Below are 20,059 nucleotides of genomic sequence, written 5' to 3'. Positions count from 1 at the left end.
TACACCTATCCACCCTATATAAGGCCGCCAAACATGGACGCTCTGACTAGCTTAATGGGAATGGTAGCATTGCTTGCTATCGCAGTTATTTTTTCTAAAAATCGCCAAGCCATCAATAAACGAACGGTGCTGGGGGCCTTTGCCATCCAGTTCATCATTGGTGCCTTTGTCTTGTTTATCCCTATCGGTAAAGACTTGCTTGAAGTGGTATCGAGCGGGGTGAGTTCGGTATTGGGCTTTTCCCACGCGGGGATTGAATTCCTGTTTGGTGGGCTGGTTAGTGACAAGATGTTTGAGCTCTTTGGTGGGGGCGGCTTTATATTTGCCATTCGGGTACTACCGGTCATCGTGTTTTTCTCAGCATTGGTCTCGGTGCTGTATTACCTCGGTATCATGCAGCTATTTATTCGGATCCTAGGTGGCGCACTACAAAAGCTGCTGGGTACCAGTAAAAATGAATCGATGTCTGCGACGGCCAATATTTTTGTTGGCCAAACCGAAGCGCCGTTGGTCATTGCCCCCTATATTAATCGCCTGAGCCGTTCTGAACTGTTCGCAGTGATGTGTGGTGGTTTAGCCTCGATTGCTGGCACGGTATTAGGTGGCTTCGCGGCAATGGGGGTTGATATGCAATACCTGATTGCTGCGTCATTCATGGCGGCGCCGGGTGGTTTGTTGTTCGCCAAAATATTGGTGCCAGAAACCGAGGAGCGAAGTAGTGAAACGGTTGAAGAAGATGTATCAATAGAAAAACCGGCCAATGTCATTGATGCTGCCGCTGCAGGGGCATCCAGCGGACTCATGCTGGCATTGAATGTCGGTGCTATGCTACTTGCGTTTATTGGCTTGATTGCCTTGGTCAACGGCATGCTTGGCGGTGTGGGTAGCTATATCGGCTTGCCTGAATTGTCGCTGGAGTACTTGCTTGGCTATTTGTTCTATCCGGTCGCGGTGATTATTGGTATCCCATTTGACGAGGCAATGGTATCGGCATCGTTTATAGGCCAGAAGTTGGTGCTTAATGAGTTTGTCGCTTATGTGAATTTCACTGAGTACCTAGCAGTGACTGAGCTATCGACTCGTAGTACCGCCATAATCACGTTTGCATTGTGTGGCTTTGCGAACTTTGCCGCCGCGGCAATGCTGCTGGGGGGATTAGGTACGATGGCACCTAAGCGTCGTCATGAAATTTCGACGCTATGTATGTCGGCGATTTTTGCCGCCACCATGTCAAACCTTATGAGTGCGACGATTGCGGGCTTCTTTTTCTCGTTTTAGGTTCCTCTTTTCTGTCGTTGCATACGGATAGCCGAGTAAATTTATGTTGCTTGGCTACTTTATATAGGGGGATCTCAGTGGTTATGGCGGGTTTACACTGGGTTTATGAGCGGAGATCTTACTGATTTTGATTTTTTTTTGATTTTTTTAAAAATAATGCTGTACATAAAGCGCTCAGCTGTTAATATTCGTCTCGTTCTTTAGAACAAAGAGTTATTCAATGCAACATCAAGTACAAGTTAAACCTTTAGCTACTTTTACGTTATCGTACTGTATCTCACTGTTTCCCTTAGATTGAACGTAACATTAAATAATTCACTAACCTATCATATCGCATAATGCGATTAGTTTATTAATGAATTTATAAGGGGCAGTCTATGTCTAAGTCAACTGGTATCGTTAAGTGGTTCAACGAAGAGAAAGGTTTCGGTTTCATCACTCAAGAAAACGGCGGTGCTGATGTATTCGTACACTTCCGCGCTATCGCTTCTGAAGGCTTCAAGACTCTTGCTGAAGGTCAAAAGGTTTCTTTTGACGTAGAACAAGGTCAAAAAGGCCCACAAGCTGCAAACGTTGTAGCTCTGTAAGTCGAAACTTACTTTGTGATAAAATGCTGGCTTAGGCCGGCATTTTTTATATCTGTCATATCTGATCCGCATTTCTCCTTCTCCTTCTCCTTTTCTTTACCTATTCCCTGTTTTCCTTTAGTTGCGTAAATATGCAACCAAAACTATTGCGATAACATCTCTAGCTGCTTATTTGTTCAAACTAATCTTAACAGCCATGTCATGGTTCTCGGTATGTATTCATATCAAACTATCAGAGCGGCCGGAAGTCGATCGTTATGGTGATTTAACCTTCAATGGTGTGCTTTTATAGTGTTTAGTGATGTTAAATTAATGTTTTAAAGAATTGTTTGTGTGATCTTGCTCACGGTTTGTGGTCAATTCTGTTTGGTTTGGCGAAAATTGTGTTTTATTCATTGTAGCGCGAGAAGTTATTCAGTCTCGCTAGTTAGTAGAGGCGCATTGCCTAACAGTAGTTTAGTGAAGGCCGACAGCCAGAGAAGCTAAATGAAAGGAGCCAATGCCGAAGTAGTATCGGTTGTCAGCCGTGCTGCTGGGGTTGTTCTTAATAGGAACAGCACTGTCATCCAGACCTTGTTTGGGTGGGGAGCTACAGCAATTTTTGTCATCGAACAGGTAAGTTCACCTACCGATTTCGTACAGCCTTTGTCTGCCCGTGTTTCTATACACCCCTCCTCGATACTAAATTCACTGGGTATAAAAGTACCTTGATGTTGTTTTTTCAGGAGAAGTCTACGAATGGCTGATTACGGATTGTTGTCCATCGTACCCGCGGTGCTGGCATTGATACTCGCCTTTACCACTCGGCATGTTGTTTTGGCGCTGGGAGTGGCAGTGATCAGCGGTATGCTGATTTTAACTAAGGGCCATCCCGTTGATACTGCGCTGATGTTCCTGTCTGATGGGCCGTTTACCCAGCTCGCCTCAGGTAGCAACGCCCAGATCATTATTGTTATTACCATCATTTCAGGCTTTATCTATCTGGTCGAGCAAAGTGGTGGTATGGCAGCGTTCTCGACCATGGCCACCCGTTATGTGTCATCCCCGATCAAAGCCCAGTTGGCGACATGGGCGACCGGGATTGGGATCTTTTTCACCGACTCGGGCAATTCGCTTATCCTTGGCCCGATGTTCTCGCCAATCTATCAGAAGCTCAAATTGAGCAAAGAAAAACTGGCGTTCATTATCGACTCGACCTCGTCACCGGTTTGTGTGCTGATCCCTATCATCAGCTGGGGGGTCTATTCGCAAGGGTTGATTGAAAACGCTTTCGATAATATGGGCCAGCAAGTCGATGGTTTCACGACGTTCTTGCAGGTGATCCCCTATCAGCTCTATGCATTGCTGGCGCTTTTCAGTGTCCCTGTTTATGCGATGTTGAAAAAAGATTGGGGCCCGATGGCTGAAGCAGAGCAACAAGCCCGCCAGCAGACGGAGGTGAGTGTGCCATCGTCAGGCCAAGAGCAGCCGGTTAAATCTGGTCGTATTTCACTGATAGTCCTACCACTGGCTGTGCTGTTTGGCTCGCTGATTGCCTTGTTTACCTACAATTACCACCTGCACGGCACAATCAATGGACCTGTGATCCGCACATCATTGGGAACCAGCTATCTGATTGCCTCGGTAACAGCGATTGCCTACTACGCCTATACCAAAACTATGACCGCTTCGACAGCCTTCAACACTTTTGTGTCGGGAATGCAGCGGATCATGCTAATTTTGATTATCTTGCTACTGGCATGGACCTTGGGTGATATCTGTAAGTCTCTGGGGACTGGGGATTATATCAGCCAGGTAATGAATGACCGTCTGCCGGTATTCTTGCTGCCAGCAATGATTTTTATTATCGGCAGTTTTATCTCGGTGGCGACGGGATCGTCGTGGGGCACCTTTGCTATCTTGATCCCCATTGCTGTACCGGTTGCCAGCGCTCTGGGGGCTGACCCGCTGATTTGTATTGGCGCAGCTTTGAGTGGCGGCATGCTGGGGGATCATTCTTCACCGATTTCAGATACAACGATTTTAAGTTCGATGTCTACCGGGTGTGATCATGTATCCCATGTCCGTACCCAGTTCCCGTATGCCATTTTGACTGGTGTGACTGCCAGTATTGGTTTTATGGTCGCCGAGATCACCCGTAGCCCGTATACCATTTTGTTGGCGGCATTACTGCAAATTGCTTTGATTGTTTTGATGGTGCGCCGTCAGGCTTCAGTAAGCCCTATTACCGCTTAAGAAGCGATTGCTTAGAAAGCGTCTGTTTATAAAGGATTGATGATGAACACACTATTTTGGCTAAGAGATGAAGTAAAAGTTGGTGAACACAGAACGGCACTGACACCAACAGGGGCCAAATCACTGATTGATGCTGGCGCACAAGTAATTGTGGAGCGTAGCAGCACACGTATTTTTCCCGACCAAGCTTATGTGGATGTCGGTTGTGAACTGGCTGACGGGCATAGTTGGACCGAAGCACCGGAACACGCCTATATCCTTGGCTTGAAAGAATTGGCCGAAGCCGATTTTCCACTCAAGCATCAGCACATTTATTTTGCCCATGCCTTCAAGGGGCAGGATGAAGCGGTACAGATCCTGTCGCGTTACAATGCTGGCGGCGGCCAGATCCTTGACTTGGAGTTCCTGCAAGATGAACTGGGCAAGCGTGTTTGTGCCTTCGGATACTGGGCGGGTTATGTCGGTGCGGCGATTGGTTTATCGGGTTATATCCATCATTTACAGTGTAAAGATGTGTTCGGTGCGGTGAGCAGCTACCCGGATCGCGATCATTACCTAGCAGTATTGGGTGAGCAGGTTGCGACCTTGTCCGAAAAGCCGAAGGTGTTGGTTATTGGTCAGTTTGGTCGTTGTGGTCGTGGCGCATTGGATTTATTTGCTGAGTTGGATATCGATGCTGACGGCTGGGATATCGAGGAAACTAAAGCGGGTGGTCCATTCACTGCCATCAATGATTACGATATCTTGGTTAACTGTGCCTACTTGGCTGAAGGTACGCCTCCTTTCATTACAAAGGAAAGCCTAGGTGAGAATCCACGCCTAAGCATGATCAGTGATGTCAGCTGCGATCCGAACAACCCGGATAACCCAATTCGTATCTATAACCAGAGCACAAAACTGTCTAAGCCGATCATTGAGTCGGATGTCGGCGGTGTGTATGTCCAGGCGGTTGACCATCTGCCGACCGTACTACCGAAAGAAAGCAGCGAAGATTTCGCTGGGCAGCTTTTGCCGCATTTGCTGACGCTTTGCAATGGTGATGATCCAAACGGTGTGTGGGCACGGGCGCGTGACTTCTACGCATCGGCGCTTAGTAGCATCAAGTAACCTTTTCAAGAATAACAATCATTGGCTAGGTAATGTATCCGAGTGTAGAAGTACACTCGGATTTTTTTTGCTTAGCTATATACCAAGCACCTTGATCTCATTTGGGTGTGGAGTTCTAATTGTTTGATTGCTAGGTGAATACAGTAGATAGAAATGTAGTCATGGGGATATTATGCAGCTTGAAGAGATAAACGGTATTTTGGACTTCCTGCGCCAGGCCGAACAATTGAAGGACACACTGAGGAGTGCCCATACCACCCAAGGCCGAAAAGAAAGCACCGCAGAGCATACGTGGCGGCTATGTTTAATGGCTATGTTGTTCGAGCAGGCCATGCCTGAAATTGACCATGCTAAGCTGATGCAGATGTGCGTGATCCATGATTTGGGTGAAGCTATTTCTGGCGATATTGCGGCTGTTGACCAAGATCCGAATATTGATAAATCCCATCAGGAGCGTTTGGACTTGCAGACCTTGATTGCTCCGCTTAGCGATTCGATGCAGCAACATATCCTGACGCTATGGGATGAGTATGAGCAGGCCCAGACGCCGGAGGCCAAAGTTGCCAAGGGGTTGGATAAACTGGAAACCCTGATCCAGCATAATCAAGGCTTGAACCCTGATGATTTTGATTACGCGTTTAACCTTCACTACGGCAAGAAATATACCGATCAGCATCCATTACTGGTGGCGATACGTGCCATTGTTGATGAAGATACTAGCAGTAATATGGAGAGTCAGGGGTAAGGCAAACGTGAATAATTCAGTCTAACCGAGTACCTCAGAGTTGAGGTCGTTGAGGTACTCGGTGTACAGAAGCGTCTTAAATAAGTAACAGCTTAGCCGTTCCGAGGAAGGCAAAGAAACCGACCACATCGGTCACCGTGGTGAGGATCACCGAACCTGCCAGTGCCGGGTCGAGTTTGAGTTTGTCGAGCACCACCGGGATCAGCACTCCGAACAGGGCGGCAGTAATGATATTGACCACAATACCGACCGAAATGATGACGCCAATAATCGGTGATTGGAACCACAAGCCTGCCATGAGGCCGATTAATACTGCCCATAGTACGCCGTTGAGAAAACCTATCCCCAGCTCATTGCGGAGCAGTGAGCGGCGGTTACCCGCGGTGACCTGATTCAACGCCATACCCCGGATCATCAGGGTGAGGGTCTGGCTGCCTGCAATTCCCCCCATCGAGGCGACAATCGGCATCAGAATCGCAAGGGCAACGACCTGGGCAATCACATCTTCGAATAGACTAATAGTCATTGAAGCCAGTACAGCGGTGATAAGGTTGATGCCTAGCCAGACCGCGCGCTTTTTGGCACTTTTGGTGATAGGGGCGAACAAGTCATCCTCTTCACTCATACCGGCATTGGCCATCAAGGTACTTTCGTAGTTCTCCCGCATCAATTCCAAGGCTAAGTGGGTATCAATCTCGCCGATGAGTGCGAAGTTCTCGTCAACAATTGGCAGGCGGAACTGCTGGCTATGCTCCATGGCCTCAACGGCTTCGGTGAGCGAAGCATCATCTTCCAAGACCAGCGTATCGGTATCGGCCAGACTGCTCAGCTTGGTTAGTGGCTCGGCCTCTACCAACTGTTGGTAATTGACGGTACCGACAAACTTGGTATCGCGGGTGACTACATAAATCGACGCGGGGTATTGGTAGCCATAGCGCTCCAGCAGCACCTTGGCACGCTTTGCCGAGATCCCCTGTGGCAGTGAAAGCACCTTGGGATTGGCATAACGGCCTATCTGATCGTCATCGTATTGGTTGGCGCGATCAAACAGCTCGATGTCTTCTTTGCTGAGCTTTTCAATTGCCCGTTCAATGATGTCTTCGGGCAGCGAGTCGGCCCATTCAATCAATGACAGGTTATCGAGTTTACCGAGGACCAAATCCAATTCGGCGTCACTCAATGACTGGATTACCCACTCTCGGGTATCGCCGCGCATCGCAGTAAGGACATCGACGTGATCGTTGAGCGGAAGCTGACGCCACAGCTCCATACGCTCATCGAGCGGCAGGGCTTCGAACAAGGTGGCGAGGGCACCCGCTTCGAGTTGTTGGATCTCGGGTTCATTGAAAATTTGACGCTGTTCGTCGGTATCTGCGGCAGAGATACGCTCAATGAGCAGGCTTAAATCAACGGTGTTGCTCATGCAGGTTTCCTTGTTGCAAACGCAAGCAGCCAGCTAAAGGTTGGGCTTGTTGTTTTTGTTTTTTATCTTAATGGGATGACTGGGATCTATACCCAAGCAAAGTGGGTATAGAGTATGGTTTTCACTTTTGTCGGTCAATTGTGATATCGCTAACTGTCGCTGTTATGAAATCAGGCTAGGTTAATATTGAGAGGATAAGTAGTACCGGCAAGGAGAAGGTGAATGGATAAACAACAGATCCCCGAAGCGCTCTACGATGATGCGTTGGCGTATTTTGGTGACCGGGAAAAAGCCGATGATTGGCTACAGACGGAAAATATCGCCCTTGGTTTGGTGAGCCCTGCTTACTTATGCCGTACGGAGGAGGGATTACGGCAAGTGGCTGATCTTTTGAAGCACTTGAAAGAAACGGGTCATGTCTAGAGCTTGCTTTGACGGATGGACCTAAATCGTGGAGGGCTGGGCGATTTAGGCCAGCCTTTATAAGGAAAGATATAAATATCCCGTAAAATCATTACTGTATATCTTGTAATAGAGTGTAATAGAGTGTAATAGATAATATTTTTTCTTTTGTTATATTTCTCATAGTAAGTTGCATGATAGAAAATAAGCTTATGTAACTCAATATACATAGGTAATATGCTTTCTATCAGTTAAATAGCATTACTTACGTGTTCGTTAAAGGTGATTTAAATTGTTAATTAAGTCGTTTAAAAATTATAAATTGCTTGAGTTTTAACTTGATATCATGACACTTTTTACGAGGGATATATTATGTCACAGGAAACAGAGACGTTAGATAAAAGTGTAAGTTCATCTGTCAACTCCGCAATGGATACCCTAACCGCACAGTGGTATAACGCCATGGTGACAGGTTTAGGGTTAGACCCAAATCAATTCCAGCTATATCAAGGCCCTAATTCATTAATGAGTACATCCCAAGATATGTGGAATGTATTTAATGCCGTACCGCCAAAATCAGTTAACAACTATTATAACCCAAACCAGTCAAATAATTTTTCATCAGCTTATAACTTGATCCTCGAGGCGCTGGTTCCTGCATCTAATTCAAGCTTCCAGAATTGCATGGGAGATTATTATGGGAAGTGGAGTGCTTATTTTGAGAACAATGACCCCAAAGAGTGGACAGCTCAAGGTGTCTCAGATCTGTTCAATTCATGGGCGATGAGAAATGCTCCGGGGAAAGCTGGTTGTGTAACTGGATTGACAAATACATACATTAACCCGATCAATATTGCTGTTAATAAATTTGCATCAGCTGGTGGAAAATATGCCTGGAATAAAACGGCTGATCAATTAAAGTCGGCTTTAGCTGGGGGGGCACAGAAGAGTTTTACACTTGATTCCCAAACCACGAGCAGCGATGTTAAGCATACTTGGGCGGGTGGCAATACCTCCGTATTTTTTGATATCTTTTCATTTGGTGGTGGTGGTAAGTATGACAAGCTTACCACCAAAACCACTTCTGCCGGTGTAAAGATCGATGCCAATTTCCAAAAGGTGACGACATTTACAGCCGGGCCATTGGCCGTTAATGACCCGAACGATCCAATACTGGCAGAGTTCAAAGCATGGTATGAAAGTGCTGCACTAGCAAAGGCCTATACCACCAAAGATAATACGGTTTGGAATAACCAAAGTTCGACCACGTGGGATAAAGCTTTTGGTCCTGAGGGCTTCCTCCAGCGGCTTACCTCTTCGCTCATTGTGGCAGACGGTGTAACGATTACCATGACTTCCAATGCAAGTTATGACACCTCTGAGCGCACAGAAATTGAAGCGGCGGCGAAAGCGGGAATCTGGCCATTCTTCAGTGTGTCAGGAAAGGGGGGCACGACTACCGAGGTGAAATTCAACGATCAAGGTAATTTCACCATTACCACAAAGATTGCTTTGGGTAACCCTCAGGTTCTGGGTGTTCTGCAATCTCCTATGTCAGCTATTTTTTCGTAGGATAGATGTGCACCATAATGTCTGAATGATTAAAGGCTTCTTTTGTGAAGCCTTTTTATTTTTTAGAATATCGATATGAAGTGAAAAATTGTATGAATTACTTCTGAAAAGGTGCCTAACTATGGATAAAGCAAAGCTGGTTATTTTTATATTGGCTCTGTGGCTACCTAGCTCCGCATCAGCTAGAGCGGGTATAAAAGAAAACGATTTTCAGAGAATAGGGTTGGAGTACTGGCATAGCCAACTGTCTGACATAATATCAATAAGCCCGAACAAAGTTAAAATATCTCAAGGGATTATGACGTTAGGTCATGACTCATATCAGCTTTGGAGTGTATTTGATGCGATGGCAAATTATGACAGTGAGCTTTACTACAATCCCTCTCAATATAACAGTTTTGCTTCGGACTATGGTGATAAGTTATATAACTTACCCGTTGGATCAGTCAGTAGAGAGCGGTGTGATATTGACAAGGCTGTTATTCGCTATGACAAGAGTGATGGAACTTACGCATGGAGTAAAACACTTGATCAACTAAATGACGAGCTGCTTCATAGCCAGGCTTTGAAATATACCTCCAGCAAGTCCTTTGGTAATGAAAGCAATCCCAACGATCAGGCAGCGTATACGGTTAAAGTCGACGTGGACTATGAGCAGTTCATCGTTTTTTATGCCGAGCCCTATAGCAGTGATATACACAATACAGAATTACAGGGCTATTCCCCTTGGTATAGCCCTTGTGTTTTACCATATGCATTTAGCCAAAAACAGGATGAAAAAGAATCAAGACTAAATCAAACGACTGCCATTATTGTCGCCAATAAGGGTAAGCTGTGTGTATCTATCCTTAACCCTTCACAGATCCATCATGATTGCACCACGCTTTCTGTTCCCGCGATTATCGCCGTCATTACAGTTCCCTTAGCGGATCTGGTTTCTCAGGCTCGCTGACAGCGATTACGATATTAAATACCTTGGCGGGCAGGTCCGGTTTTGTAACGTGGATTCGATTTTTTCAGCAGCATGGCATCAGCGCTGAAGTGACCAGCGCCTGAAATCAGTAGTGATACCGAAATAGCCAATAGCGCTAAGCCAAATTCATAACCGCCATTTGACATGAATAACCCTTTGTCTAAATGCACGGTGACGATGGCAACCAGCATGGTTATAGCAAGAACAAAAGCAGTAGGGCGGGTAAGAAGTCCGAGCAGGATAAACAAGCCACCAAAGAACTCCGCACTACCGGCCATCAGTGCCATCAGAAAGCCGGGTTCTAAACCGATGGATGCCATCCATTTGCCCGTACCTTCTAGCCCGTAGCCGCCAAACCAGCCGAAAAGCTTTTGCGCACCGTGTGCCATGAAAATGATCCCTGCTGGTACACGCAGAGCAAGAGGGGCGAAACTGGCTGGCGACGAAAGTGTTTTGTTGAGCAATGTGTTCATGATGCTGTCCTCGAATCTGTCGGTAAATCTTGGTGTCGGATAACTGTCCTGTTTTGTTGGGTACAGAATAGGCAGCATCGCTCAAGAACAACATCAGGCTATGTTGAGCTTTTCGTTCAAAAAATTCGAATGAACTATAGGGTGAAGTCTTAACTGCAAGCGATATATCGTTGTTAAAACTTGAAATTTACCCCTACCAAGTAGTGGTTGCTACTAAAGCTGTGTGGCAGTTCGATACGTTGATACTCAACACTGATACCGAAGTGCTGGCCAAGGGCGAGCTCAGTGCCAAGGGCGACATAAGGTGAAAATCCACGTTCGGTGCGGGTATGCCAATTGTTTTTACTTATCCGGGAATCGATATCGACGGCAGCATAGTTGATACCTCCGCGTGCATAGACATTGGTAAAGCGTGTCAGCGGGTATTCGGCTTTTAGTCCCAGCAATCCTCCGCTATAGCTGGAAACGGATTTGGTCAGGCCAAACGATCCCAGGTAGCTTAGTCCACCACTATTGGCAAAGTATCCGGTGTCGAGCGAGAAGTACGGATTGAAGTGATAGTTATAGCCAAGCTCGAAGGTAAAACCGGCATCGTTGTCACTGTAGTCGTTGTTAGTCATCGCGCCTCCACCGAAACGTACCCCTACCTCATGGGTGATGGTTTGGCTAGCCGCATAGCTGCTGAGTGGGCAAAGTAGAAAAAGAGCTGGGATCAGGTGCTTCATAAAATACGCTGTTTTATTGTGTGGGGAGGGATTCTATCTATGGGACAGAATGAGCTCAATGATTTGGTACAAAGCCATACATTGTTGTCAGAAGCAGATGGTTGATTGTATCTATATGTTTTTTATAGGGCGGAACAATCAGCCATGGGGAAGTTGAATAGGTTATTGTGGGGGTAACATCCGACCAGTCTCAAATGTGAGAGATGAACTAATATTAATGTAGTCGTGCCAGTTTTGGTTAAGGAAGCTGTGGCTATGATGGATGCAGATACAATGTTTACCTGTATCTACTTGCTAGAATTTGACTCGCTAATTGTGTCTTGATTTGGACACTCGCAAATTTCGCTCAGCCTCGGCTGGGCATTTTTATTTCTGCCTCAGCTGAGCTTTACACCAAACTTATTTATCGCAGCTGCCGTTACTGATCGCTTTGCGGGTAAAGCCTTGGTTTTCTTTCAGTAGTGACGCGGCTTCTTTGGCATGTACGCCAGCCAATAACATCACAATCGCTGTCTTGCAGTGGCCGTCACAGACGTCGAGTGCTTCAACGGCCTGCTCGCGGCTACAGTCTGTCGCTGCCATGACGATGTTTTTCTGGCGTTCGACCAACTTGGCGTTAGTCGCTTCGACATCCACCATTAAATTGCCATACACCTTACCAGTTTTGATCATAGCACCGGTGGTGAGCATGTTGAGGATCAGCTTCTGCGCGGTGCCGGCTTTTAGGCGTGATGATCCAGTGACGATTTCCGGGCCAACAACCGGTGTGATGGCAATATCGGCAGCCTGGCTCATCGGGCTTTGTGGGTTGCAGCTGATACAGGCAACAGTTGCGCCAACGCTCTTGGCATACTCCATCGCCCCCAGTACGTAGGGGGTCCGACCGCTGGCAGCTATGCCAACTAACACGTCTTTGCTGCTGAAGTTTAACCCTTGTAGGTCGCCAGCCCCCATTTCACGGTTATCTTCGGCGTTTTCGACCGCCTTGAGAATAGCTTGGTGGCCACCCGCGATAAGCCCAACCACTTGCTCTGGCTTGCTGCCAAAGGTCGGCGGGCATTCACTGGCATCCAGAATGCCCAAGCGACCAGAAGTACCGGCACCGCTGTAGATCAATCTACCACCTTGCAGGAAGGCATCGGCAATGGCATCGACAGCGTGGGCAATATCAGGCAGTACCGCTTCGACGGCAAGGGCGACTTTCTGATCTTCTTGGTTGATGACTTTAAGCATCTCAATGGTGGAGAGGGTATCAATCTCGGCACTGGCGCTGTTGCGGCTTTCTGTCACCATTTTGGTTAAATCAATTTTCATTCTGGGGTCCGTTTAATGGGGTATCAATACGTTATGTTAAGGCCAATTTTTGTGTTAGGGAAACGCCTTGAGCTAGGGGTTAGGGGATTTTGCCTGTAACTGCTGGTGCGCTTGGATAAAGCAGGCTGATACGATTTCAATTGTGTGCTCATGCTGTCCTTGAGCATAGATCAAATTTAAGTTCAGCCGTTCGTTAAGCGTAAAGATATCGTGGTGCAGCTCCGAAGGTAAAAATGGCTGAATTTGGCCGCTTTTGGATAGTGATTCTGGCAACAATGACACAGCAAGGCCGTTGTATACCGCTTCGGCAATATTATCGAGCACTGGGCTGGTGAAGACGATGTCATAGCGGATATCGGCATTTTCAAGCGTGGCTAGTGCCAAGTCACGGATCAAGCAGTCGCCGTCAAATAGGGCGATAGGCACAGCTTGGCCGGGGTAAAGGGCCAATGTGGGGGACTTTACCCAATTGATCGATTCGTTCCACAAAGGCATACCATCTTTGATGCCGGGCTCGCCAGAGACAATGGCGATATCAACCGTACCGGCTTGGCGCTTCTTTCTAAGATGGCGGCTTCGATCACAGACGATTTTAGCCGCCAAATTTGGCATTTTTGCCTGTAATAACGGCATGAAATAGCGGGTAAAATCGGCGGCATAGTCGGTGGGGATACCGAAGGTCAGCTGGCCTGAAATGTCTTTTTCGCTCAGCGCAGCGAGGGTGCTGTTGTTCAGGGCTAGCATTTGCTGGCTGCGACTGAGCAGCACCTTACCGGCATCGGTAAGCGCAACGCCTCGGTGGGTGCGAACCAAGAGTTCACATCCCGCCAATTCCTGCAGGCGCTTCATTTGCATACTGACGGCACCGCTCGAGCGGTAGACCTTCTTGGCAGCAAGTTTGATTTCCCCCGTCTCTGCGACAGCCACGAATGTTTTTAATAAGTCTAAATCTAGAAGTGTTTCCATATCTTGCTCTTCATAGCCATTTCAAGGTGGGCAATACCATCGTTGGCGGAGATCTTGAAATACATTATAGATTTAGAATGTCTAAATTTACATGTCAGATTTATTCGTTTGGCTAAATTTACGTTGATCGATATTGTGTCACCAAAGCGAAGGTATTCTGAATGATGTGGGAGAGATTGTGATGGCAACTTCATTGCCAAATACGATGACTGGCGTTGTACTAACCGGACATGGTGGCTTGGATAAACTGGAACTCCGTAACAACTTGCCGCTACCGGAGTTGGCAGAGCACGAGGTACTGATCAAGGTGGGGGCATGTGCGGTGAATAACACCGATATTAATACCCGCATCGGTTGGTACTCCAAGCAAGTGACTGCAGATACCAATGCTGGCGGCGCGGAGGGTTTTGGCAGCATCAATGGCGAAGACGCCAGTTGGTCAGGGAGCCCGCTAACCTTTCCGCGTATCCAAGGCGCTGATGTCGCAGGCCATATTGTGGCGGTAGGCACACAGGTTGACCCGTCTCGTATTGGTGAAAGAGTGATGGTACGCGCCATGCAGCAGCATCCACACAGTGATGAGCCATATCACTGCATTACTATTGGCTCTGAATACGATGGTGGCTTTGCCCAATACACCAAAACACGAGCTGGTGAGGCGTTTACCATTAATAGCACGATGACCGATGTTGAACTGGCTTCGTTTCCGTGTGCTTTTTCAACCGCCGAGAATATGGTTGATAGGGCGAATATCAAAGCTGGCGATGTGGTATTGGTGACTGGCGCTTCTGGTGGTGTCGGGGCAGCTGCTGTGCAGCTTGCCAAACGCCGTGGTGCTGGCGTTATTGCGGTATGTGGTGCTGATAAGCATCAGCAAGTGCTTGAAATTGGGGCTAATAGAACGATTTCTCGGGGCGATAGCTTGATCGAATCACTTGGTACGATGGCAGTCGATGTGGTGATTGATTTGGTGGCTGGAAAACAATGGCCGGAGTTGCTTGAAGTATTACGCCGTGGTGGTCGGTACGCCGTAGCCGGTGCGATTGGTGGCCCATTGACTGAGTTGGATGTGCGTACCTTGTACCTTAAAGATCTCAGCTTCTTTGGTTGTACCTACCAACCGCGCCACGTGTTTGAAAATCTGGTCCGCTATATCGAAACCGGTGAGATCAAACCGGTTGTGTCCAATACTTATCCGCTGGCGCAAATCCATCAAGCTCAAGAGGACTTCTTAGCCAAAAAGTTTGTCGGAAAACTGGTGCTGTTACCTGAGCAAGGGTAGGGCTCTGACAAAAGTCACAATAAGTGTCATTTGGAATGTATCTTTGTGTTTCGTGTTGATATAACATGTATTTGAAAGTTTTGTTTTGGGTGCGAACACCACCCGCATCATAAGGACGTTACGAACAATGAGCTCTAAAATGACTTTTGCGATTATCTTCTCTGCAGCAATTTCATTGTCGATGATCGCGCCACTATTTATTTTGGCTTAAAACCTGCCTTCTTTTGCTGCTGGTGTTATCCAGCAGCATTTCACCTTCGCCGCTGCTAAACCACCATTTTCATCGCCAAACCGCAATCCCTCTGTGCCATAATTAGCCATTGCTGATTTTGGGTATTTTTTTGGGAACGACAATGAATAATAAAAAACGGATGCGTGCCTTATTGGGCGCTTCAATGGTGCTGGCATTGAGTGCGTGCAGTACCAATTATGTAGACAGCTATGTCGCAGCCAATGACTGGCAATCGCTAGGTGAGCAGGATGCACTTAAAGGACACCGGGTCAGGGATTTGTCCTCGTTGGTCGATGGGGATCTATTGGCGGCACAACAAAAATACAGTACAGGTTATGAAATTGGCCGAGCCGAATTCTGTGATATTGATAAGGCATGGGCGTTGGGCAAATCAGGGCAAAACTATTTCGGTATTTGCGATGGTATGCCTGATGGTGGCGAATTCAGGCAGCAATATAACTATGGCCATGATGCTTTTGTGATAGAGATGGAGCGCGAGAGCTCATCTGATGGGTTTGGCTTTGGTTATTAGTTGAACGGTATAATGTGAAAAAACGGTTAGTTTGAAAAGCCCTTAGCAAACGCATCATTTTAAAGTTTGTTAAGGGCTTTTTTGTATATTACCGTCGCCATTTGTGGGGTTTAAAGCGGAATTAAGAAAATAACAGGGTGTAATGCAGTTTGTTAGTCTTTAACTGGAATGGTTTAATTGATTGAAAGTATTCATTTAATTTAGTTTTAAATATATCTATGCGTTTTGTGCATGTGAAAAATGAAAAGCATTCATTTTTGTCATATTGCGATTTGTCCTACCATTCAATCATCAAGATGAAGTGAATAAACCGAATCTTATGGTATGTGAAGTTATTTGATAAATAGCGTCTTAATAATACCTGATGTAGGTATTTGTTCAGATCTTTATTCATCAAAAGCTTTCTAACTTTTGCTTTGTCTCTATTTCAGATTTTAAACAATTAAAGTCTTACAGAACATTATTATTGGTAGGTATTAACTATGACTATTCCAACAACTGAAATGCTTCAAGCATGGAAAGGTTTTACCGCTGGCGATTGGCAAACCGAGGTCAACACCCGTGATTTCATCCAAACCAACTATACGCCATATGAAGGTGATGAGTCATTTCTTGCCGATGCCACAGAATCGACCACTGCGCTTTGGAATACCGTCCTAGAGGGGATCAAAGAAGAGAGTCGTACCCATGCGCCGATTGACTTTGATACCGACCTACCATCAACGATCATTTCCCACGACGCTGGTTATATCATTAAAAATCAGGAAACGATTGTAGGTTTACAAACCGACAAGCCGCTTAAGCGTGCCATTATTGCCAACGGCGGTATCCGCATGGTCAAAATCTCCTGTGAGGTCTATGGCCGCCAGCTTGACCCTGCGGTGGAAAAAACCTTCACTGAATACCGCAAAACGCACAACAAAGCGTGTTTTGACCTCTATACCAAAGACATCTTGGCCTGCCGTAAATCCGGTATCATTACGGGTCTTCCTGATGCCTATGGCCGCGGCCGTATCATTGGTGACTACCGCCGCATTGCCCTTTATGGCATTGATTTCCTAAAAGCTGACAAGCAAGCGCAACTTAAATCAACCCAAGCCTTTTTGGAACAAGGCCAAGACCTCGAAAAGACCCTTCGCCTGCGTGAAGAGCTGGCTGATCAAATTCAGGCGTTGGAAGATATCCGCATCATGGGGCTAAAATACGGCATTGATATGTCGACGCCAGCCACATCAGCACAAGAAGCGATCCAGTACACTTACTTCGGTTACTTAGCCGCAGTGAAATCGCAAAACGGTGCTGCGATGTCGCTGGGCCGTACTTCTACTTTCCTTGATGTTTATATCGAGAGAGACATGGCCAACGGGGTGATCACTGAATCACAAGCCCAAGAACTGGTCGACCATTTCATTATGAAGTTGCGTATGGTTCGTTTCCTGCGTACCCCAGATTACGACTCACTGTTCTCTGGCGACCCTATCTGGGCCACTGAAGCCATGGCGGGAATGGGTGTTGACGGTCGTACATTGGTCAGCAAAACCACTTTCCGCTACCTGCATACGCTATACAACATGGGGCCGGCACCAGAGCCGAATATGACGGTGCTGTGGTCAGAGCAATTGCCTGAAGCATTCAAGAAGTACGCGGCTAAAGTGTCTATCGATACCTCATCGCTGCAGTATGAAAATGATGACTTGATGCGTCCTGATTTTAATAACGATGACTATGCCATCGCCTGTTGTGTAAGTCCGCAGATCGTCGGTAAAGACATGCAGTTCTTCGGCGCCCGAGCAAATTTGGCCAAAGCGCTGTTGTACACCATCAATGGCGGTGTTGATGAGAAATCAAAAGCTCAGGTGGGTCCGAAGCAGTCGCCGATTGCTGATGAAACCTTGGATTTCGATGCCTTGATGCCACGTTTTGATGCCATGCTCGACTGGCTGGCAACCCAATATGTGACTGCACTGAATATCATCCATTACTCGCATGACCGCTACAGCTATGAAGCGTCGTTGATGGCACTGATGGACCGAGATGTTAAACGTACAATGGCGTGTGGTATTGCTGGCTTGTCGGTGGTTGCCGACTCACTGGCGGCGATTAAGTTTGCCAAGGTGAAACCAATCCGGGATGAAGACGGCTTGGCGATCGATTTTGACATTGAAGGCGAGTATCCGAAGTTTGGTAACAACGATGCCCGAGTCGATGATATAGCCTGTGATCTGGTTGAGCGTTTCATGAAGAAAATCCAGAAGATGAGTATGTACCGTGAAGCGACGCCAACCCAGTCTATCCTGACCATCACATCTAATGTGGTGTACGGTAAGAAAACCGGTAACACCCCAGATGGCCGCCGTGCCGGTATGCCGTTTGGCCCGGGTGCGAACCCAATGCATGGCCGGGATCAAAAAGGGGCGGTCGCTTCGCTAACATCGGTCTCGAAGCTGCCATTTGCCTTTGCCAAAGACGGGATCTCGTATACTTTCTCGATTGTGCCAAATGCGCTAGGTAAAGATAGCGATACCCAGAAGCAAAATCTGGCTGCGCTGATGGACGGCTATTTCCATCACGAAGCCGCAGAGAAAGGGGTTAGCGTTGAAGGTGGCCAGCACCTGAACGTTAACGTGATGAACCGTGACATGTTGCTAGACGCGGTCGAGCATCCTGAGAAATACCCGCAGCTAACCATCCGGGTATCGGGTTATGCGGTTCGCTTCAACTCACTGACCAAAGAGCAGCAGCAGGATGTGATCACCCGTACCTTTACCGACAAACTGTAGATGTTTATTAGCATTATCGAAAAATAATAATTAACTCTTTGAGTTAAGTAATTTATGACTACCTAGCTACTTGTTAGCAAAGCTTGGCCTGCCTTCGCGCAGGCCTTTTTTATCTTTTTCTTCAAAGACAGAAATCGACTTCATTGCATAGGGCTTCACCACGTATCGGATTTCAAAATTAGCAGAGCAAGTGGGGCTATCGCGCTCTACTTTGCTGCTTCGCGATGCGAAACTCTTTTGGTGTTAGATTAAGGTTCTTTTTAAATACTGTGTACATGTATTGTAATGATGGGTAGCCACACAGTGAGGCTATTTCGTTAATCTGTAATTCTGTAGACCCTAGCAGGTGGCAAGACCTATGTAATTTGGCATTGTGGATTTCCTGATGGATCGAGTGCCCTCGCTCATCTTTAAACCTAGATTCAAGGTTTGAGCGAGAAATGCCAACAAAACTCAATACTTGGTCGACTTTAATGCCTTTACAGGCGTTATGGCGAATATAGTGCATAGCTTGAATGACATATGGATCTTTTAATGCCTGAAAATCAGTGCTTTGACGTTCATAAATTTGTGTTGGCGGGATAATGATTCTAGGTTGCTTATTGCTGTTCGTGAATTGAGGGGCGGTCAATAAATTATGAAGCAGTTTGGCTGCACGATAGCCCATCGATTTGCACCCTTGCCCTACAGAGCTAAGTGAAACACGGGTTAGGTAGCGGGCTAGTTCCTCATTATCAATGCCTATCACTGCTATTTTATCGGGCACCATCAGGTTGAGGTGGTCACATACCTGAAGTAAATGGCGAGCTCGTGAATCGGTGACGGCGATAATTCCGGTTGGTGTCGGCAAGCGCTGGAGCCAGTCTGCAAGACGGTTCATATCGTATTGCCATGTCTGTGGTGTTGTTTCATTGCCACGATAAACAGCTCCGTCATAGCCTTCGTCTTTTACTATCTGGTTAAAGGCTTTTTCTCGTTCATGAGCCCAGCGCTTTGACGGGGTATTAGGTAGCCCATAGAAGGCAAAGTTTTCAAGTCCTTTATCACGCAGGTGGTGAAATGCCATTTTCACTAAACTGTGATTATCTGTGGCTACATACGGAACGTTTGGATAATCTTCGCTACTTTGGTAGGAACCACCGACACCAATCGTGGGAATCTTGAATTCGGATAAGACGCTTTGAATTTCCGGGTTATCAAAATCAGCGATGATCCCATCACCCGCCCAGCCCTTAATATCATCGAGACGGGTGAGGAAGTCCTCTTCCAGAAAAATATCCCAGTCACATTGCGTGGCCTGAAGGTATTCACCGATACCTTCAATGATTTGACGATCGTAGACTTTGTTGGCGTTAAAAAGCAGTGTAATACGGAAGCGTTTATTCATGGAGTCTGGGTTCTAATAAAAAAACTTAAACCGGATACTAGCAGTC

Annotated in this window: 17 protein-coding genes and 1 riboswitch; of the genes, 11 read left to right on the top strand and 6 right to left on the bottom strand. The window is 46.8% G+C overall.

All coding sequences use genetic code 11. The features are described from left to right. The first annotated feature begins 33 nt into the window (after nucleotides 1–33). The 5 genes from L4D79_RS08830 to L4D79_RS08810 all read left to right on the top strand — a co-directional run bounded on the left by L4D79_RS08830 (nucleotide 34) and on the right by L4D79_RS08810 (nucleotide 5,952). The gene (locus tag L4D79_RS08830) at nucleotides 34–1,278 is read left to right on the top strand and encodes a NupC/NupG family nucleoside CNT transporter (protein WP_428650115.1); all 1,245 of its coding nucleotides are present in this window, start codon (nucleotides 34–36) and stop codon (nucleotides 1,276–1,278) included. Nucleotides 1,279–1,655: 377 nt separating this feature from the next. Further along, complete coding sequence (gene cspE / locus L4D79_RS08825; RefSeq protein ID WP_107349178.1) at nucleotides 1,656–1,865, top strand: transcription antiterminator/RNA stability regulator CspE; 210 nt, start codon at nucleotides 1,656–1,658, stop codon at nucleotides 1,863–1,865. A 423-nt stretch (nucleotides 1,866–2,288) separates the two neighbouring features. Next, a riboswitch (Lysine riboswitch) is annotated at nucleotides 2,289–2,465 on the top strand. Nucleotides 2,466–2,603: 138 nt separating this feature from the next. Further along, on the top strand, nucleotides 2,604–4,100 hold the full coding sequence (locus tag L4D79_RS08820; protein WP_428650112.1) for a Na+/H+ antiporter NhaC family protein: 1,497 nt from the start codon (nucleotides 2,604–2,606) through the stop codon (nucleotides 4,098–4,100). 42 nt (nucleotides 4,101–4,142) lie between these two features. Beyond that, on the top strand, nucleotides 4,143–5,207 hold the full coding sequence (locus L4D79_RS08815) for a saccharopine dehydrogenase (RefSeq protein WP_428650110.1): 1,065 nt from the start codon (nucleotides 4,143–4,145) through the stop codon (nucleotides 5,205–5,207). Nucleotides 5,208–5,379: 172 nt separating this feature from the next. After that, entirely contained in the window at nucleotides 5,380–5,952 is a 573-nt protein-coding gene (locus L4D79_RS08810; protein WP_428650107.1) for an HD domain-containing protein, read from the top strand. Between the two features lie 76 nt (nucleotides 5,953–6,028). Here the strand turns inward: L4D79_RS08810 and L4D79_RS08805 are convergent, their stop codons facing one another. Next, entirely contained in the window at nucleotides 6,029–7,375 is a 1,347-nt protein-coding gene (locus L4D79_RS08805; RefSeq protein WP_428650104.1) for a magnesium transporter, read from the bottom strand. A gap of 222 nt (nucleotides 7,376–7,597) precedes the next feature. Here L4D79_RS08805 and L4D79_RS08800 point away from each other — a divergent pair, with 222 nt between their 5' ends. The 3 genes from L4D79_RS08800 to L4D79_RS08790 all read left to right on the top strand — a co-directional run bounded on the left by L4D79_RS08800 (nucleotide 7,598) and on the right by L4D79_RS08790 (nucleotide 10,301). Continuing rightward, nucleotides 7,598–7,798, top strand: coding sequence for an antitoxin Xre/MbcA/ParS toxin-binding domain-containing protein (locus L4D79_RS08800; protein ID WP_428650101.1), 201 nt, complete (start codon nucleotides 7,598–7,600; stop codon nucleotides 7,796–7,798). Nucleotides 7,799–8,149: 351 nt separating this feature from the next. Continuing rightward, nucleotides 8,150–9,349: a hypothetical protein gene (locus tag L4D79_RS08795; RefSeq protein ID WP_428650098.1), complete on the top strand. Its 1,200-nt coding sequence runs from the start codon at nucleotides 8,150–8,152 to the stop codon at nucleotides 9,347–9,349. A 121-nt stretch (nucleotides 9,350–9,470) separates the two neighbouring features. After that, nucleotides 9,471–10,301: a hypothetical protein gene (locus L4D79_RS08790; protein ID WP_428650096.1), complete on the top strand. Its 831-nt coding sequence runs from the start codon at nucleotides 9,471–9,473 to the stop codon at nucleotides 10,299–10,301. Nucleotides 10,302–10,315: 14 nt separating this feature from the next. On the opposite strand, the gene L4D79_RS08785 is transcribed toward L4D79_RS08790, so the two are convergent. From L4D79_RS08785 to L4D79_RS08770, 4 genes are all read right to left on the bottom strand, one after another. Then, nucleotides 10,316–10,795: a DoxX family protein gene (locus L4D79_RS08785; RefSeq protein ID WP_428650094.1), complete on the bottom strand. Its 480-nt coding sequence runs from the start codon at nucleotides 10,793–10,795 to the stop codon at nucleotides 10,316–10,318. A gap of 173 nt (nucleotides 10,796–10,968) precedes the next feature. Then, a complete protein-coding gene (locus tag L4D79_RS08780) occupies nucleotides 10,969–11,520 on the bottom strand; it encodes a porin family protein (protein ID WP_428650091.1) in 552 nt (183 codons plus the stop codon). Nucleotides 11,521–11,919: 399 nt separating this feature from the next. After that, complete coding sequence (murQ, locus tag L4D79_RS08775; RefSeq protein ID WP_428650088.1) at nucleotides 11,920–12,834, bottom strand: N-acetylmuramic acid 6-phosphate etherase; 915 nt, start codon at nucleotides 12,832–12,834, stop codon at nucleotides 11,920–11,922. A gap of 72 nt (nucleotides 12,835–12,906) precedes the next feature. Continuing rightward, on the bottom strand, nucleotides 12,907–13,800 hold the full coding sequence (locus L4D79_RS08770; RefSeq protein WP_428650086.1) for a LysR family transcriptional regulator: 894 nt from the start codon (nucleotides 13,798–13,800) through the stop codon (nucleotides 12,907–12,909). A gap of 181 nt (nucleotides 13,801–13,981) precedes the next feature. Here L4D79_RS08770 and L4D79_RS08765 point away from each other — a divergent pair, with 181 nt between their 5' ends. The 3 genes from L4D79_RS08765 to pflB all read left to right on the top strand — a co-directional run bounded on the left by L4D79_RS08765 (nucleotide 13,982) and on the right by pflB (nucleotide 18,626). After that, the gene (locus tag L4D79_RS08765; protein ID WP_428650083.1) at nucleotides 13,982–15,082 is read left to right on the top strand and encodes an alcohol dehydrogenase family protein; all 1,101 of its coding nucleotides are present in this window, start codon (nucleotides 13,982–13,984) and stop codon (nucleotides 15,080–15,082) included. A 353-nt stretch (nucleotides 15,083–15,435) separates the two neighbouring features. After that, nucleotides 15,436–15,846, top strand: a complete 411-nt coding sequence (locus L4D79_RS08760) for a DUF2799 domain-containing protein (RefSeq protein ID WP_428650080.1) — start codon at nucleotides 15,436–15,438, stop codon at nucleotides 15,844–15,846. A gap of 482 nt (nucleotides 15,847–16,328) precedes the next feature. Beyond that, nucleotides 16,329–18,626: a formate C-acetyltransferase gene (pflB, locus tag L4D79_RS08755; protein ID WP_428650077.1), complete on the top strand. Its 2,298-nt coding sequence runs from the start codon at nucleotides 16,329–16,331 to the stop codon at nucleotides 18,624–18,626. Nucleotides 18,627–18,822: 196 nt separating this feature from the next. Here pflB and L4D79_RS08750 read toward each other — a convergent pair whose 3' ends face one another. Next, complete coding sequence (locus tag L4D79_RS08750) at nucleotides 18,823–20,013, bottom strand: XylR family transcriptional regulator (protein ID WP_428650075.1); 1,191 nt, start codon at nucleotides 20,011–20,013, stop codon at nucleotides 18,823–18,825. Nucleotides 20,014–20,059: the final 46 nt, after the last annotated feature.

It is taken from the genome of Photobacterium satsumensis, assembly GCF_050336935.1.
GTDB lineage: Bacteria > Pseudomonadota > Gammaproteobacteria > Enterobacterales > Vibrionaceae > Photobacterium > Photobacterium satsumensis.
Note: the sequence above shows the minus strand (reverse complement) of the source record. Positions and strands in the feature narration are given on the sequence as shown.

Excerpts from the sequence above, each read along its gene's own strand:
- L4D79_RS08760 (WP_428650080.1), top strand. The coding sequence starts at position 15,436 with ATGAATAATAAAAAACGGATGCGTGCCTTATTGGGCGCTTCAATGGTG.
- L4D79_RS08795 (WP_428650098.1), top strand. The coding sequence starts at position 8,150 with ATGTCACAGGAAACAGAGACGTTAGATAAAAGTGTAAGTTCATCTGTC.
- L4D79_RS08805 (WP_428650104.1), bottom strand. The coding sequence starts at position 7,375 with ATGAGCAACACCGTTGATTTAAGCCTGCTCATTGAGCGTATCTCTGCC.
- L4D79_RS08815 (WP_428650110.1), top strand. The coding sequence starts at position 4,143 with ATGAACACACTATTTTGGCTAAGAGATGAAGTAAAAGTTGGTGAACAC.
- L4D79_RS08770 (WP_428650086.1), bottom strand. The coding sequence starts at position 13,800 with ATGGAAACACTTCTAGATTTAGACTTATTAAAAACATTCGTGGCTGTC.
- L4D79_RS08830 (WP_428650115.1), top strand. The coding sequence starts at position 34 with ATGGACGCTCTGACTAGCTTAATGGGAATGGTAGCATTGCTTGCTATC.
- L4D79_RS08780 (WP_428650091.1), bottom strand. The coding sequence starts at position 11,520 with ATGAAGCACCTGATCCCAGCTCTTTTTCTACTTTGCCCACTCAGCAGC.
- cspE (WP_107349178.1), top strand. The coding sequence starts at position 1,656 with ATGTCTAAGTCAACTGGTATCGTTAAGTGGTTCAACGAAGAGAAAGGT.
- murQ (WP_428650088.1), bottom strand. The coding sequence starts at position 12,834 with ATGAAAATTGATTTAACCAAAATGGTGACAGAAAGCCGCAACAGCGCC.
- pflB (WP_428650077.1), top strand. The coding sequence starts at position 16,329 with ATGACTATTCCAACAACTGAAATGCTTCAAGCATGGAAAGGTTTTACC.
- L4D79_RS08800 (WP_428650101.1), top strand. The coding sequence starts at position 7,598 with ATGGATAAACAACAGATCCCCGAAGCGCTCTACGATGATGCGTTGGCG.
- L4D79_RS08790 (WP_428650096.1), top strand. The coding sequence starts at position 9,471 with ATGGATAAAGCAAAGCTGGTTATTTTTATATTGGCTCTGTGGCTACCT.
- L4D79_RS08820 (WP_428650112.1), top strand. The coding sequence starts at position 2,604 with ATGGCTGATTACGGATTGTTGTCCATCGTACCCGCGGTGCTGGCATTG.
- L4D79_RS08810 (WP_428650107.1), top strand. The coding sequence starts at position 5,380 with ATGCAGCTTGAAGAGATAAACGGTATTTTGGACTTCCTGCGCCAGGCC.
- L4D79_RS08765 (WP_428650083.1), top strand. The coding sequence starts at position 13,982 with ATGGCAACTTCATTGCCAAATACGATGACTGGCGTTGTACTAACCGGA.
- L4D79_RS08785 (WP_428650094.1), bottom strand. The coding sequence starts at position 10,795 with ATGAACACATTGCTCAACAAAACACTTTCGTCGCCAGCCAGTTTCGCC.
- L4D79_RS08750 (WP_428650075.1), bottom strand. The coding sequence starts at position 20,013 with ATGAATAAACGCTTCCGTATTACACTGCTTTTTAACGCCAACAAAGTC.